The sequence below is a fragment of the Coxiella-like endosymbiont genome, assembly GCF_030643785.1.
GTDB lineage: Bacteria > Pseudomonadota > Gammaproteobacteria > Coxiellales > Coxiellaceae > Coxiella.
In genome coordinates, this window is sequence record NZ_CP094378.1 from 1,213,991 (window position 1) to 1,230,333 (window position 16,343).

The window sequence follows — 16,343 nt, forward strand, 5'->3', positions numbered from 1 at the left end:
AAATACCAACGTATGAAAAAAGTACGACTGGCACTTAAAAATATTCAATTTGAAACGCGATTATTTAAAAGTCGTAGTTTTAGCGCGTTCTTCTTTATTCTTTTCTTTGTATTTGCCCTTATAGGACACTTGATTTATCTCCAAATTAAAAGCCATCACTTCTACTCCACATTATCTCAGGATAATTTATTAAATGTTATACCTATCCAACCTAACCGCGGGTTAATCTTCGATCGAAATGGAGTACTTTTGGCGAAGAATATTCCAGCCTATACATTAGTCATTATTCCGAATGATACTAAGCATTTAGATGAAAAAATAAAACAATTAACAAAAATTATTCCAATCTCTAACGAAGAAGTGAAACAATTTCATCATATTTTATGTCAATACCGTTCTTATCAACCTGTTCCTATAAAATATAAATTAACTAACGAAGAAGTTGCTCGTTTTTATGTTAACAGTTATCAATTTCCAACTGTGCGTATTGAAACACAAATGATGCGTTATTACCCCCTGGCCGATATTACCAGTGACGTCTTAGGTTATGTGGGGCGAATCAATCCCCGTGAATTACATAAAGTGGGTGCAGAGTGTTATACCACTGATGATGTGATTGGAAAAACCGGTATTGAAAAATACTATGAAAAACAACTTCATGGAAAAATAGGCGCTGAAGAGGCTGAAATTGATGCCAGTGGACGGGCTGTACGTATTTTAAAGGAAATTTCCCCTGTATCCGGGGATACTATTTATTTGACTATTGACAGTAAATTACAAGCCGAAGCAAAAAAGTTTTGGGTGATAAAAGCGGTGCTATCGTCATTGTGCAACCGGACACGGCACAAGTTTTAGCTCTAGTCACTAATCCCAGTTTTGACTCCAACCTTTTTGTATCGGGATTAAGTCAGGAAGAATACCAAAAATTGCTAAATTCACCCGACCAACCCCTTTACAATCGAGCCATTCGGGGGCAGTTTGCTTCTGGCTCAACCGTGAAACCTTTTTTAGCGTTAATGGGGTTAGATCAGGGAATTATAACCCCACAATATCAAATTTATGATCCTGGTTGGTTTCAACTACCTAACACTCACCATATTTATCACGATTGGCGAGTAGGAGGACATGGATGGGTTAATGTAAGGAAAGCCATTGCCGTTTCATGCGATGTTTATTTTTATAACCTAGCGGTAGCTTTGGGCATTGAACGCATGGAGGCTATATTACATAGCTTTGGTTTTGGTTACTTAACAGGCATCGATTTACCTAAAGAGGAGGTACCCGGACTTGTACCTTCTCCGCATTGGAAAATGGAAGTCAAAGGTTACCCTTGGTATACGGGAGACACCATAGAAACAGGTATTGGACAAGGATTTTTCCTTGTTACCCCTTTGCAACTGGCTCAAGCGGTTAGTATCTTGGCTGAACGGGGAAAACGATATCGTCCCTCGTTGTTATTAAAAACCATCATGCCAAATGGAAATGAAGAAATCCAATTACCTATTTCAGAGCCGCCGGTGATATTAAAAAATCCGCTCAACTGGGATATTGTGATCCATGCTATGCAAGATGTAGTCGATAAACCTTGGGGGAGTGCTGAATTTTTTGGCAAACATCAGGGATTCTCTGTTGCAGCTAAAACTGGAACTGCTCAAGTTTATGGTCATCAACGCGATGAAGACAAAAACCGAACTAATATTCCCAAACGACTACGCAATAATCATCTTTTTATCGCTTTTGCCCCAGTAGAACACGCGCAAATTACCGTCGCAGTAGTGGTTGAGCACAGTGCCATGGCTGATAAAATGACGGGGGAGATTATGAATTATTACTTTAAACATCCAGAAACGAATGCTCAAAAACTTAATTCCATTTAGCCCCTTAAATTACGAAACGCGACTTAAACGACGAGTCGCTCAGCTGCGCTGGCAGTCATTACATATTGATCCTTGGCTAGTGGTTCTGGTTTCTATTCTTGCTGTGTTTGGTCTTTTTATTTTGTTCAGTGCCAGCAACCAAAATTTGAGCGTTATGGTTAAGCAACTATCCTGGCTACTAGTTGGTTTTATGGTGATGTTTCTCTTTGCTCATATTTCTCCGAAATTTTATTGTCAATGGACACCTTGGGCATTCGGTTTTGGATTGTTTCTATTAATTAGCGTATTGGCTTTTGGAAATATTGGTAAAGGGGCGCGACGTTGGTTTGATTTAGGATTTTTTCATTTGCAGCCTTCTGAAATTATGAAACTGGCCATGCCCATGATGCTTGCTTATTATTTCAGTAATAAAGAATTACCCCCTCAGAAAACACCATTATTTTTTTCTCTCGTACTTTTAATATTCCCTGCTATTCTAACTGCGAAACAACCTGATTTAGGAACCGCCATAATCATAGGAATTGCAGGCTGGTCCGTTTTATTATTAGCCGGAATAAATTGGCGATTAATTTTAGTTTTTCTTGCTTTAGGTGCGTTGAGTACGCCCATTCTCTGGCATTTTATGCATCCTTATCAAAAGGATCGGGTGTTAATCTTCTTTAACCCAGAAAGGGATCCTTTAGAAAGCGGCTATCATATTATCCAATCAAAAATTGCTCTCGGTTCTGGGGGTCTATTTGGCAAAGGATGGCTACATGGGACACAATCACATCTTCAATTCTTACCGGCTCATGCGACTGATTTTATTTTTGCCGTGAGTGGCGAAGAGCTTGGTTTTATTGGCTGTCTTATCTTACTTACCCTTTTCTTAGTTATTTTTATCCGGTGTTTATATATAAGCAATCAAGCTCAGAATACTTATAGCCGTTTATTAAGCGGAAGTTTAAGTTTAACATTTATTTTATCTGCATTAATTAATATAGGAATGGTTGTTGGCATTTTACCTGTTGTCGGCATACCCCTGCCGCTTATTAGCTATGGAGGCAGTTCTGTTATTACGACAATGGCTGGATTTGGTATTATCATGTCGATACATACGCATAGAAAATTATGGCCTAGTTAATTTAGGCAGAGAGCAGTTCCTGGAAACACCTAATACGTTTATCTAGAACTCTAATTAAAGAGGAATTTACATGTTATTAAAGGGGTTTCGAGCAGCACTCTACTATATCTTATTAATATTATTCAGTACCGCCGCCATTGCTGAACCCACTAAGGCATCGCAATTACCTCTGAAAACCGATACGTTCATTAATTATATGGTAAAACATTATCGATTTGAGCGTAAAAAACTTATTGATATCCTTTCTCACGCTAAATACAATCAAGAAGTCATCTATAAGATCACCCATACGTACGAAGCAAAACCTTGGAACGTTTACCGCGATTATTTTCTAACAGAAACGCGTATTCAGGATGGTGTCAATTATTGGAAAGCCCATCAACACGCCTTAGAGTATGCCTACCATAGATATGGTATCCCTACTGAAATTATCATAGCTATTATGGGTATTGAAACTAATTATGCTCAACAAGTTGGGAACTATTCCGCCTTAGACGCTTTAACTACTTTAGCCTTTCATTACAAAGCTCGTGCTAAATTTTTCTCGCACGAACTTGCTCAATTTTTTTACTGACCGAAGAACAACAATTACCCATTTTTTTAATAAAAAGTTCCTATGCAGGTGCTATTGGCATTCCTCAATTCATGCCCAGCGCCTATCGACACTATGCAGTAAAGTATTCTCAAGAAGGGGGTATCGATCTTATGAAGGACAATAATGACGCCATCGTTAGTGTCGCTAATTTTTTGCATACCCATGGATGGCAAAAGAATCAACCCATCGCGTGCACACTCACTCATCAAAAGCCCTTGATATTCTCGCTGATTTCCAAAAAATCAAAGAAAATGAGAACCATTAACTATTTAAAAAATAAACGAATAAACCCTTCAATCTTCCTTTCCCCCTCTCAAACAGCAGCACTGGTTCAGCTCCAAGGAACCAATGGCCCTGAATACTGGCTCATTTTTCCAAATTTTAGTGTGATTATGCGGTACAATCCGCGTATAATTTACGCTATGGCCGTTTATCAATTGAGTCAAGCGATTCACAAACAATATGATCAACAAGCTTCTTGTGTCAGAGGAAAGTGAAGTGCGCCTTGGAAAAATATCAGCAAGGAAAGCTCAAAGAAGCTTTAAAAAGTTATCAAGAGGTTCTTCAGGAAGATCTCACTGGAAACAGAAGAAGCCCTTTTCTCCTTACTATGCTTCAAGCGAGCAGTCAATTGGGTCAAATTTTATTTATATCAAGAAAATTATCCTCAAGCTATTGCTTATTATAAAAGAAGCAATTGATCATTTTACTACTAACAACGCGCCCTTTCGTTGAATTCCAATCAGCCTGATTGTCATTAGGCTTTAGCTACCGCTTTTTTATGTACAGCAAGGACAACATAAAGCTTGCTCTTGCTCATCATTATCTCCGTCAATTAGAAAAAGTGCCAACCACAGATTGTTATTACAATATCAGTGTGGTTGCACATGTACAAAGAACAACATCGTGAAGCAATCGCTTATTTTAAGGAAGCGCTTGAATTAAAACCAGATTATTTAGAAGCTCATTTAAACATCGCCGCCATTTATTAAAAATAAATAAAACAAATCCTAAGATCCCGAAATTAAACATATTTTAACTACATTAAAGAAGAAAGAAACTCTCCTAGAGCGGGGGCCGCGCCTAGGCTTACGTTCAAAATCTTTTCGACGAAGATGCTAACTATTATGGTTAGCATCTGACCTTACATTTGCAATACCAAATAAAAAACTATTCAAAACGAATTTAACGATAACCACCCCCCGTGTGGCAATTCTTGATCTCAGCTGTGGAACAAGGGTCTGTATGGCCAATATTTTAAACCATATCAAAAGAATTAAAATTAAAAAGAACCTATTGAAGGTTATTTAATCTTACAATGCAGCTTACCTTTTAAGTTTATATCCAATAGCTGCTAAACGCTTAATAAACGAAGGATGTGTTGAAAAAAGATCGCTTAATGAATTTCGGGGTTCGATACCCGCCTTGATCGGATCGTAAATATAGGCCGCTTGCCGAACGCTTTCATGAGGAGTTCGCATATATTGAGACGCGTATTCGTCTCTATTTTGTACATGATCGTCTTGAATTTTTAATAGTGCCCGCGCCAAAGGTTCGTTGTCACGCATTAATTCTACGGAGCCCGCGTCAGCCATATATTCTCGGATCCGACTTAGATAAAGCATTAATAGCATGGTTACTAAAGGTAATAAATAGCGCAACATTAATATGAAAATAAATAACTGATTTCGGGCTCCATTTTCTCGGGAACGTCTCCCAAAAAGAGCACTAAAAAAGAGAATATCAACAAAAATCAAAAGAATATTGGCGAGCACGGAAGCTGTCAAAGTTAAGCGTATATCCATATAGCGGATGTGACTGACTTCGTGTGCCATAACAGCTTCTAATTCGCTGCGATCCAATTTCATTAAAAGGCCATTAGTAATAGCAACCATTGCCGACTTTTCACCAAAACCGCTAGCAAACGCGTTCATATAATCCGCATCTATTATATAAATTTTAGGCATAAATTTAAGCGCCGCAGCGACCTTTAATTCTTCTACAACATTATAAAGTATCTTTTCTTGAAGAGTTCTAGCAGTGCTGGAAGTAATTTCCCAATAATCGGTACCAAGAAGCATTAATTTATGATGGAAAGCAAATGTCACATACAAAGAAAATAGCGCAATTAATCCGGTAAAAAATGTAGCAATGGGAAATATTTTTAAGGTAATCAGCGCTGTAAAAAGTTGGGAAACCGTGGCCATTGGGTAATGGCCTGCGTAAATGTATAGATCGATAAGAAGCCCGATCGCTAAATAAATTAATATAAAAGTAGTAATAACTAAAACGGTTCGCCGTCGATTTCGTCGTAATGACCCTCGCCAATCAACGGCAGTTGATTCAAAACCATGAATAGAACCCATATAGAGACCTATAACTGCACTTTATAATTCTCTTGTTCCTGAATTTTTTCCGACGGCAATTGCCAATAAGGAAAATCAAAATCTAATTTACTAGCAAATGCACGAACAACTATTGACGGAAAGACCATTTTCTTCTTCGCATTGTAACGTTCAACGGTATCGTTATAAGCTTGTTTAGCGTAAGCTAATTTATTTTCGGTATTAACAATTGTCTCTTGTAACTGCATTGCATTTTGATTTGCTTTAAGATCAGGATACTGTTCAAATACAACGTGTAATCTGCTAAGAATCGTGGATATTTTATTCTCTGCCTTCATACGGGCATCATCGTCACCTGTCTGTTTCGCCGTTTGTGCTTGGTTACGTAATGTTATCACGTCTTTTAAAGTGGAACGTTCGTAATCCATGTATTTTTTAACAACATCGATTAACGATTCAAATACTTTATATCGTCGGTCCAACTGAATATCGATTTGTTTGTTATTGTTGCGAATTGCTTCTATTAAGGCAATTAAACTGTTGTAAGTTGCTACAGCATAGCCACCTATCAAAACCAATAAAATAAGAATAATAACAAAAAATTTCATGGTCTTATCCCTTTGTTGTATGCCTCATATTATAGCTTAGAACTTATCATATGCGCAAATTAATATAATCCAAAGTATAGCTCAAGTTTAAGCACTCTTAAATGAGAGAGAACCGACCGCAGTAAAAGATGTTTCTTACTCGGCTCTCTTCGGAGTATTTAATCTACATTACAGAATAAAAAAGAAGTCTTTTGATAGCCTTAATTCTATTAAAGAGCTCGGCAAATCAGCAAATCATAATCATTGAGAATCCTTTCAAGCTCTTAAATAATCTATGTGAATTTTGTTTTGCTTTTTAAGCAATTAGGGTTTTTGCTTCATTCTGCAACTTTTCAATAGAATAATTTGGTTTCTCTATAAAATTTTTCTCCTTTAATTCTAAATTAATACAGGTTAGTAAATTTTTTCTCTTCACAAAGGGTTCGATTTTTTCTAATTTGTTTTTAAGCCTTATTAACTTTTCCATCTTACTAATAAGATAGTATACATACCAGAAAAATATCTGTCATTTCCTGGATTGTAAGTCTTCTGTTAGGATCGGAATCCGTCATAGACTTAATCATTAGATTTAGTTGCTGATACTTATCTGCATAGCCTAAATCGCAATCTTTCAAAATCGCTCTTAGCAAAAAACTATCCTGAGTTTCAGACAAACCAAAATCTAAAACTAAAACTTCTTTTCTTTCAAGGTCGAATAAAATATTCGATGGATTTAAATCTCTATGTCGGATACCTTTTTATCATGAATTTCCGATATTTCTTTTCATTACTTTGTAGGCGATTAACAAACGTAGGCGATTAACAAACGACTACAGATATTTAAATCTATTTAAATCCAGTTCTGCTGTTTTTCAAGATTTTTTAAGCGTAACTTCTTGAAATTTATCCATAGCATATTATATTAAGCTTTTTTACCCGTTTTTGTTTTTCTAATTCGAGAAAGTTAGTACCCCTTACGTGAGCTTTCTAATTTTTTGGCTTTTACAACCATGTCCATTTTAGACACTTGCACGACTTCACGTTTGTCATCTAATGTTAAACTATAATAGGCAAACTATAATAGGCTTGTGGGTAGGTTTATCAAAATACCCACCTCTAAAAAGTTGTCTTTATCTACCACTAAAGCTTTTCCATCCTGGAAAACAATATAAACCGTAATTAAATAAAATACGCCGTTCTTTCCATTTCTAGGCTATCGAACAAATCTTGCCCACTTTAAATTTTTTCTTTGCATATTGCTGCACGATTTAGTAGAGAATTTTTTACATTCTTCTATTATACCAGCGTCCTTAATCAAGGAGTGCAAGGAATAGTCATAATATAGTTTATCAATTTTTTGATTTTCCCAAAATTGTATAGCTATTGTTTTATCTCCTTTTGGTTAGTTTATTTGGAAAAATATTTCACTGATACCGTCTGGGAAGACATTTCCTTCTGATCAGATTTTTGTTTTTCAACACTAGTTTTCCCGCCAGCAATATCCTTAGAAGTTGCTACAAACAATCCGAATTGATTTTTTAGCCAACTAGATTTTTGAGCAACTCGCGGTTCCATCTCCGTAACTTCATCTATAAGTACACCGTAGACAGAAGACTATGTAGACTGCCATTCGGAAATTGTTCTCCTGATTTTATCTGATCGCCTTCAACCGAAGTTTAAGAACCTGATGATTTCTCTTTTCCATTTTTTCCCTTCGAAAAATCTAGCTCCTCTTCCCGATCAGACCAGTCATCTGAACTCTCATTTTCTAATCCTTTTTCTAATTCAGAGTCACTTAATTCCATAACCATACGTCTTACTAATATTAATGCCACACATCATTCGATTGTGGTTCCTCTTTTGATTTCTCTGGTATCTCAAATTTTTTCAATTTGTTTTTGGCATCTAAAATTGTTTTTAGGTCGAGTTCATCAGAAACAGAGGAAGTTTTTTATTTATCTTTCTCTAGAATTTTTTTTAATTCCACTTTACTAAGAATCAGCCAGACTAAAATTACCTACTTTAGGCGTCTGCTGCAATTAATTGTTTTGGTTTTCAACGGTGTGATTTTTCCTTTAGCGGAAATAGTGGAAGCACTGTAGTAGTGGTAGCGACGGTAGCGCTGACGAAGTTAGTGGCAATGTATTTGATGCAGAGGAAGACCGAATCTGACGTTCCAAAGACGATAAAGCGGAGGAGGCACTTGGAGTTCTAATTTTTGCAAAACAGACCATTTATTGGCCGATATGATCGCATGTACAATCAAATCAGGCTCTCCATTACCTCATTTGAGAATATTTTAAAGCTTTTTATTATCTAATCCTTTCTGATGATTTAAAATTCGCTCAATTTCAATTTTATATTCAGTGCGGGAAAGCTTAGAAAATTCAAACCTATTCGCAACTAAAATAAGACAATGACACGACCAATCGTTTCCTTGGTTAACTCCTCACTAATATCTTTAAGATTATTAGCATCTAGAGCAACTTCAATTAATTTTTTGACTAAATCTTTTGAAGATTTACTAACTCTAATAAAAAATTGCTTTTATGAGTATCTGGTGAAAACATCTTTTTAGACATAAGAACTAAAAAGCAATCGCTTCTTTTATTCGGCTATACCCTGGATTTCTGCTATCACGATAGTATGTCAAGAAATTGAAATAACCAACGATATCACTTCTTAGTATTTCATCAGCCTCATTATTCATATATTTAGATTTATATATTTAGTAAAACGTAACAGACTATTTATTTTTTCTGTCAAGTATCCTTTAGATATATTAAAAAATAAATCTATTTGCTTTGATACATATCTATCCATAAAAAAAATTATTTATATAATTTAGCAAAAAAATAAATTTTGTATGAGAATATATAAAAAATTATCAAAAAATATAAAATTCTCTATTTTTTCGTATGTATCCTCTTTAGATTCCATTTTCTCATAATTGATCTCTATAATTTGATTATAAACATACGAAATATCTTCAAAAAAATTTTTTAGTTCTATAAAATTTTATTTTCTTTTCCTTTAATGCATTATAACCTATTAGCACTTCTTCTTTTTTTATATTAATTTTTTTATATTAAACCACAACGAAATTTACTTCTCCTCTATTAATTTAGAAATTAAATATATTCATTTTTAAATTTAGCTTGCATGATATAAAAATTTATATTAATATTAAAATAATTTTTTCTTAATAATTTTATTTTTTCATAAAGTTATTTGAAAATTTGTAAAATGTATTTTCTTTAAATATTTATCTTTTTATAAAAGATACTTGGATCGAAATGCAACCATTTTAACTAGATGAAATTGGTTAATTAAGCGAGGTGCTGGACGAAAATATCTCTACTTTTCTATTCTTATCGGATAGAAATTTAAAAAATTTTTCAATAGAATCGATAATTGAAAATTAATAAGTCAGTATTTTATATAAAAATTATTTTTATATAATAAAATATCAAAAATAATTTTTTTGTTAATAATTTTCGAAAACCAATCGAAGAGCATATTTTTGATTATTTTTTAACAATTCCAAAAAAGATTTTTCATCAATGATAGGTATGTTTAATTTCTTTGCTTTTTCGTATTTGCTACCAGGATTTTTCCCAGACACTAAATAATCCGTATTTTTAGATACACTGCTACTAACTTTACCACCGAGGCGTTCGATTTTTTCTTTTGCTTTGTCCCGCGTTAAGGTTTTTAAACTACCGGATAACACAAAATTTTTTCCAGCAATTCCTGATTTCAAGGTCACTTTTTCTTTTGACCATTGAATGCCAAGTCGGATTAATTTATTGATTAATTCAACGTTATATTTTTGTTGGAAAAAACTTCTAATATTCTCAACGGCGACTGGGCCAATATCTTTAATAGCTAACAGCTCCTCACTAGAAGCTTTCATTAGTGGTTCAAGTTCCTGAAAATGCCGAGCCAAAGTTCGCGCTGTTGTTTCACCAACTCCGAGGATTCCTAATGCATATAAAAATCGGGGCAAAGTGGTTTTTTTACTTTTTTCAATGGCAGTTAATAAATTTTTGACAGATTTTTGACCTATTCTAGGCAAAGTTAAAAGAGCAGCTTTATCCAGTTCATAAATACCCGTTATATCTCTAATTAATTTTTCATTAATAAACAAAGTGACTAATTTGTCACCTAACCCCTGAATATCCATTGCTCGGCGCGAAACGAAATGTTTAATGGTTGCTCGCAATTGAGCGTGACAATATAAACCCCCAACACACCGAGCTACGGCTTCACCTTCGGGTTTTATAACTTCCGCCTGACATACGGGACAACGAGTAGGAATTTTTATTACTTTGGCATTCTTGGGCCGTTTTGCTAATAAAGGCGCAACGATTTCGGGAATCACGTCGCCAGCCCGGCGTACAATAACCGTATCACCCACACGAACATCTTTTCGATGAAGTTCATCGAAATTATGCAAAGTAGCATTGCTGACCGTTACCCTTCCAACGGAAACGGGTTCTAATCGCGCTACTGGCGTTACCGCACCCGTTCGTCCCACATAAAATTCAATGTCGTTTACCATAGTCATTTTTTCTTGAGCTGGAAATTTATAAGCGATTGCCCACCTTGGTGCACGTGATACAAAACCTAATCTTTTTTGCAAAGAAAGAGAATTAACTTTCATAACCGCACCATCGATATCGAAAGGAATAATGTCCCGAATTTTTCGTAAATGCTCACAATAACCAAAACAAGCTTCGATATCTTCCAATACCATCGTTTCAGAAATAACTGGAATCCCCCATTTTTTAAATTGCACCAGAACGTCGCTATGTTTTTGGGGTAAATCACTACCTCTAACTAGTCCTAGGAGATAACCGTAAAAAATTAAAGGGCGTTTCGCTGTAATTCGTGGATCCAATTGGCGTAAACTTCCTGAAGCAGCATTGCGGGGATTTACGAATACTTTTTCTCCTCGTTTTTCGGCCTCGCGATTAAATTTTTCAAACCCTTCGCTCGGCATTAATACTTCCCCCGTATCTGAACGACTCGAGGAAAATCGTGGCCACGTAATTGCAAAGGAATTGTCGAAATAGTCCGGGCATTTTGGGTAACATCTTCTCCGGAAAAGCCGTCACCCCGCGTTGCGGCACGAATCAATTTACCTTTTTCGTAAAGCAAACTCAATGCCATACCGTCCATTTTAGGTTCGCAGATGTATTCAATGGATTCGTTTGATTTCAATAGCTGTCGAATTCTTTTATCAAAGGCTCGCAATCCTGCTTCGTCAAACACATTATCTAGAGATAACATAGGAATTTCATGAAAAACAGTTTTAAATGTTTTAAGTGGTTCAGCACCTACCCTTTGCGTGGGCGAGGTAGACACAATTAATTCCGGATATTTTTCTTCTAATTGTTTTAATTCGCGAAAAAGCTCATCATAAACCGAATCGGGGATAATAGGCTCCGACAAAACGTAATATCGATAATCGTAATCGTTAATCTCTTTACGTAACCGCTCGACCTGCTTGCGAAGCTTTGCAGGAACCGCCAATTTTTTCACCTATACTTTAACTGATGTATTTTCTTCAAAAAATTCTGTACCTGTATTGGGATTCTTCAAAATAACGAATCCGAGTTCGGATTTGGACAACTTTATCCATATTTACAAGCTTCCGCTCTTCATCCCACACTTCACCACCCAAATCTTCGCTTAACTCCAATTCCGTTTCTAACATATACTATCAAAAGCCGTCATTGGGTTTGGCACACGCTTTAATAAAAGAAATAACACCAAACCAGGACAAGAAAAACTACCCATTTTAGACAATTCAAATGTTCCTGGTTTATTTACCGATGCTAAATTAAATAATATCTGACCTCGCCCGGTTTTCATTTCATGTCGATAAAAAATATTTTTCTCACCATACCGCAAGTCGGCTGCCAATAAAAGGCCTGCAATAATTCATACCCATTATAAGAATATTCTGGAGGCGCCATTAGGTAGAGAGTCACAATGTTGGCAATATCATTAGAGCTTGTTGGCTTTCCCAAAGTACCATTCGCATTTTCTATTTTAATTTCAGTCTTCTTTCTAGCAGGCAAACCTAAAGTATCGTCTATATCGATTTCCGTCTTGCCATTTTGAAAATCTCCCGAGAGCAATGATTCTCGACGGTAACTCCGACGATCTCTACCAACCATCTTCGCTGACGAATCCACAGAATCCAACATCCCCCTATCAACAGAAATATTAAAAATAAAATGAACCACATAAAATTTATCTACCTTTCTAAGCCACCTCCACCATCCGAATAGCCTCCTTTATATCGACGGAAACGATACGTGAAACACCTGGCTCATGCATGGTGACACCAATCAGATAATCGGCCATTTCTATGGTTACTTTGTTATGGCTAATTACTAAAAATTGTACCTCTTTTGACATCTCTTTAACCAACTGGCAGAAGCGCCAAACATTAATATCATCTAACGGTGCATCCACCTCATCTAAAATGCAAAAGGGTGCCGGATTTAGCTGAAATAAAGAAAAGATCAAAGCAACAGCGGTTAATGCTTTTTCACCCCCGGATAACATATGGATAGTAACATTTCGTTTCCCAGGTGGTTGCGCACGAACAATAACACCTGTAGTTAATAGATTAGCATCCGTCATTTCCAACGCTGCACAACCCCCACCGAAAATGTGTGGAAATAATGATTGAAATTGCTGATTAACTCGACCATAAGTTTCTTGAAACTTAGCACGCGTTTCACGATCGATTTTATGAATGGCATTTTTTAAAATTTCTAAAGCTTCTGTTAAATCTGCATGTTGTTTATCCAAGTAGATTTTTCTTTCATTAATATTTTCATATTCTTCAATAGCTGCTAAATTGATTGGACCCATTTGTTGAATACACTCCACTACATGATCGAGTTTTTCTTGCCAAGTATTAATTGCAGCTTCTTCAGGTAACTCGCGTATCAATTGCTCATAATTAAATGCGTTTTTATTTAATTGTTCTTGAATAGTAGTTTGACGCACACTTACCGTTTGCCGTTGTATCCGACACTCCTCTAATTGAGCTTGAGTTTCATTGAGTGCTTTTTGCGTGGCGGAACGTTCGCTTTCAAGATGACGTAAAGTTTGATTAATTTCTTCTAAATTTTCCTCCACTTCACGAAATTTTCTTTCAATAGTCAATCGTTTATCCAATTGTGCTTGTAATTCTTGATTCAATGCTTCTAAAGATTTGTCTCCTCCTGATAAGTACTGAGATAATGTTTCCCGCCGCTCTGTCAATTGCTTTAATTGTCGTTGATCTCGCACAATGGTTTTTTTTAATAAATTCAATTGATCCTCATTGCTCGCTAAACGAAGTTCTAATTCGTCAGCCTCTTTACGTTTTTGATGATCTTCTTCTCGGCGCTCAACTAATGCTTGTTTATAATGATCGCGTTCCTGCAATAATTCCTCACGCCAGGTGATCAATTGTTGTTTCGAATCGCTCAAGGAGTGAGCTTTGGTTTTGATGAATTCTAATTCCCTTTGGTATTCGATTATTTTCTGCTCACAATCGCTTAACGATTCTTTCAGGTGAAGCTGTCGCTGTTGAGCATCCTCCAACCTCGCCCTTTTAGCACCCAAGGTGGTTTTTATTGTCGTCACTTCTGAACTTAATTCTTGATAAAGCCGAACCAATGATTCACGATGTGCTTCTTGCTGAATTAATTTTTGTTCGCCTTCCTTCAAAAATGTTTCTTGGTCCTTACATTTTTCCTGTTGCTTAATAATGTGGCTTTTCAATTGTTTCAACTCTTTCTCTCGGACCAAAAATCCGTTTTGTGCATCCTGCATTTTAGAAATACGGATCCAGTTCGGCCCTAACCATATCCCCTCACGGGTTATCACAGATTCATTATTTTGCAATGAAGACTGCAATTGCTGAGCTTCCTCTAAAGAATCAGCAATATAAATCCCCGCCAACCAATGCTGAAAAGGCCAATCGCTATTTATTTGGCTGGAAAGGGTTGCTTTATTGTTGTCCTGAGACGGTTCTGCAGATATTGTACTTCGATCCATGAGAGTGAGCCTACCCGCAGAGAGTTCAGTCACAGGAGAAATAAATGCTTCCAATAAATCCACACAAACTGTATCAAAATATCCGCCCAATACAGTTTCTACACCAATTTCCCACCCAGAATTTACTGTTAAGTTTTGACCTAATCGGGGGTTCTCTTTTAAATTTTGACGGGAAAGCCATTCATTGACACCTTCGTTAGTGTTGTCTCCTAAGGCCGATTTTTGCAAAGCCTCTAACGAAGCCGCACGCGCTTCCATAGCTTGTAAAGCCTGATACGAGGTTTGCAATTTCGCACGCAACACCTTATTCACTTCTCGTTGGAGTGCAATTTCGTTAGCAAAGGTTTGTAACTGAGCTTGGGTTTCTTTGAGGTTTTTGCTTAGCATTGCCGAGTGATCTTCCAAAAGAGAAATTTCACTATGCAGCTCCTCAAGCTGTAACTGATTCAAATTCTGCTGAAATTGCTGACGGCGTTTTCCTAATTCAGTTAACTGTTGCTCGCAATGCTCTTTTTTCGTGTGCATCACTTCAAACTGACTAGCTATTTGTGACGTCTCAGCTTGGAAAGCCTCCCATATTTCTTGCCACCGATTCATATTCGTTTCCATCTCTGCTAAGGCCTGCGCAGCAGTAATTACAATGGTTTTAATAGTGGATGATTGAGGCTTTAAGCGCTCTAGTTCTGCTTCCAACTTAGTGATCTGTTCTTCACATTCTGAAGTATTGTTTTGCAATTCTTCCCAAACATCTTCATTTTCTTCTAATTCCGTTTGCCACCGCTGATTTTTTTCTTGCATATCTTTAATGCGTTGTTCTAAACGGGCAATATCGGCTCCTAATCCGTAATATTCTTTCTGAACTTCCTGATGTTTTTCATTTATTTCTGCTAATTGTACTCGTATTTTTTCTATTTCGGTTTCGATACGATGTTGATCACTTTGCTTTTCCTCTCGCAATGTGTGTTGTCGATCAATCATTTGGTCAAATTCTAAAATTTTATGGTTCAATCCTTGCGATTGTAATGCTTTAATTTGGGCGCTTAATAAGCGTTCCTCTTTTTTATAAAGTTTATAACGCTCTGCAGCATTCGCTTGTCGCTTCAAATGACGCAATTGCTTAGCCAATTCCTCACAAATGTCATTGACTCGACCTAAATTTTCTTGAGTGTGGCACATCCGATTTTCTGTTTCGCGGCGACGTTCTTTATATTTGGAGATCCCTGCAGCTTCTTCGATATGCGCCCGCAATTCTTCAGGCTTTGCTTCGACAAGATTGGATATCATTCCTTGTTCGATAATGGCGTAGCTCCGAGCCCCAAGACCCGTTCCTAAAAAGATGTCCACCACGTCGCGTCGGCGTACATGCATTCCATTGACAAAATAATCGGATTGTCCACCGCGCTCTACTTCTCGCCGAATGGCGATTTCAGCGTATTGGGCATATGCTCCCCCTACTCGACCATCACTATTCTCAAAATGAAGTTCAATAGAAGCCTTCCCCACCGGTTTACGTGATGTAGTGCCATTAAAAATAACATCGCTCATAGACTGTCCTCGCAACTGTTTCGCTGAGGTTTCACCAATGACACAACGAATTGCATCCACCACATTCGATTTACCACATCCATTAGGTCCCACAATGGCACTCATGGCACCACGAATGGGAATTAAAGTAGGATCAACGAATGATTTAAATCCTGCTAGTTTAATTGTCTTTAAGTACATGATTAATTATCAATTTTTCCT

General features: G+C 36.6%; 9 protein-coding genes and 3 pseudogenes. 4 read left to right on the forward strand and 8 right to left on the reverse strand.

The features are described 5' to 3' along the window. The first annotated feature begins 12 nt into the window (after positions 1-12). The 4 genes and pseudogenes from mrdA (at position 13) to MRH55_RS06215 (ending at position 4,587) form a co-directional block, all read left to right on the forward strand. Positions 13-1,877 (forward strand): annotated as a pseudogene (gene mrdA, locus MRH55_RS06200) (penicillin-binding protein 2). Then, positions 1,852-3,000 (forward strand): rod shape-determining protein RodA, encoded by a 1,149-nt coding sequence (gene rodA / locus MRH55_RS06205; protein ID WP_304985330.1) that lies wholly within the window; start codon positions 1,852-1,854, stop codon positions 2,998-3,000. Before mrdA ends, rodA begins: the two are co-directional and overlap by 26 nt. Before the next feature lie 196 nt (positions 3,001-3,196). After that, positions 3,197-4,092 (forward strand): annotated as a pseudogene (gene mltB / locus MRH55_RS06210) (lytic murein transglycosylase B). Positions 4,093-4,482: 390 nt separating this feature from the next. Then, positions 4,483-4,587 carry a tetratricopeptide repeat protein gene (locus MRH55_RS06215; RefSeq protein WP_304985331.1) on the forward strand — a complete coding sequence of 35 codons (105 nt, stop codon included), beginning with the start codon at positions 4,483-4,485 and terminating at the stop codon, positions 4,585-4,587. Between the two features lie 333 nt (positions 4,588-4,920). Here MRH55_RS06215 and htpX read toward each other — a convergent pair whose 3' ends face one another. From htpX to smc, 8 genes and pseudogenes are all read right to left on the reverse strand, one after another. Beyond that, positions 4,921-5,961, reverse strand: a complete 1,041-nt coding sequence (htpX, locus tag MRH55_RS06220; protein WP_304985332.1) for a zinc metalloprotease HtpX — start codon at positions 5,959-5,961, stop codon at positions 4,921-4,923. Positions 5,962-5,969: 8 nt separating this feature from the next. After that, a complete protein-coding gene (locus tag MRH55_RS06225; RefSeq protein WP_304985333.1) occupies positions 5,970-6,548 on the reverse strand; it encodes a LemA family protein in 579 nt (192 codons plus the stop codon). A gap of 1,386 nt (positions 6,549-7,934) precedes the next feature. Further along, entirely contained in the window at positions 7,935-8,102 is a 168-nt protein-coding gene (locus tag MRH55_RS06230) for a hypothetical protein (RefSeq protein WP_304985334.1), read from the reverse strand. 101 nt (positions 8,103-8,203) lie between these two features. Next, a complete protein-coding gene (locus MRH55_RS06235) occupies positions 8,204-8,332 on the reverse strand; it encodes a hypothetical protein (protein WP_304985335.1) in 129 nt (42 codons plus the stop codon). Positions 8,333-10,014: 1,682 nt separating this feature from the next. Then, positions 10,015-12,074 (reverse strand): annotated as a pseudogene (ligA, locus tag MRH55_RS06240) (NAD-dependent DNA ligase LigA). Between the two features lie 168 nt (positions 12,075-12,242). Next, positions 12,243-12,458, reverse strand: coding sequence for a cell division protein ZipA C-terminal FtsZ-binding domain-containing protein (locus tag MRH55_RS06245; RefSeq protein ID WP_369421113.1), 216 nt, complete (start codon positions 12,456-12,458; stop codon positions 12,243-12,245). Next, positions 12,404-12,745: a hypothetical protein gene (locus tag MRH55_RS06250; protein ID WP_304985337.1), complete on the reverse strand. Its 342-nt coding sequence runs from the start codon at positions 12,743-12,745 to the stop codon at positions 12,404-12,406. Before MRH55_RS06250 ends, MRH55_RS06245 begins: the two co-directional genes overlap by 55 nt. Positions 12,746-12,803: 58 nt before the next feature. Then, on the reverse strand, positions 12,804-16,322 hold the full coding sequence (gene smc / locus MRH55_RS06255) for a chromosome segregation protein SMC (protein WP_304985338.1): 3,519 nt from the start codon (positions 16,320-16,322) through the stop codon (positions 12,804-12,806). Between the last annotated feature and the right edge of the window lie 21 nt (positions 16,323-16,343).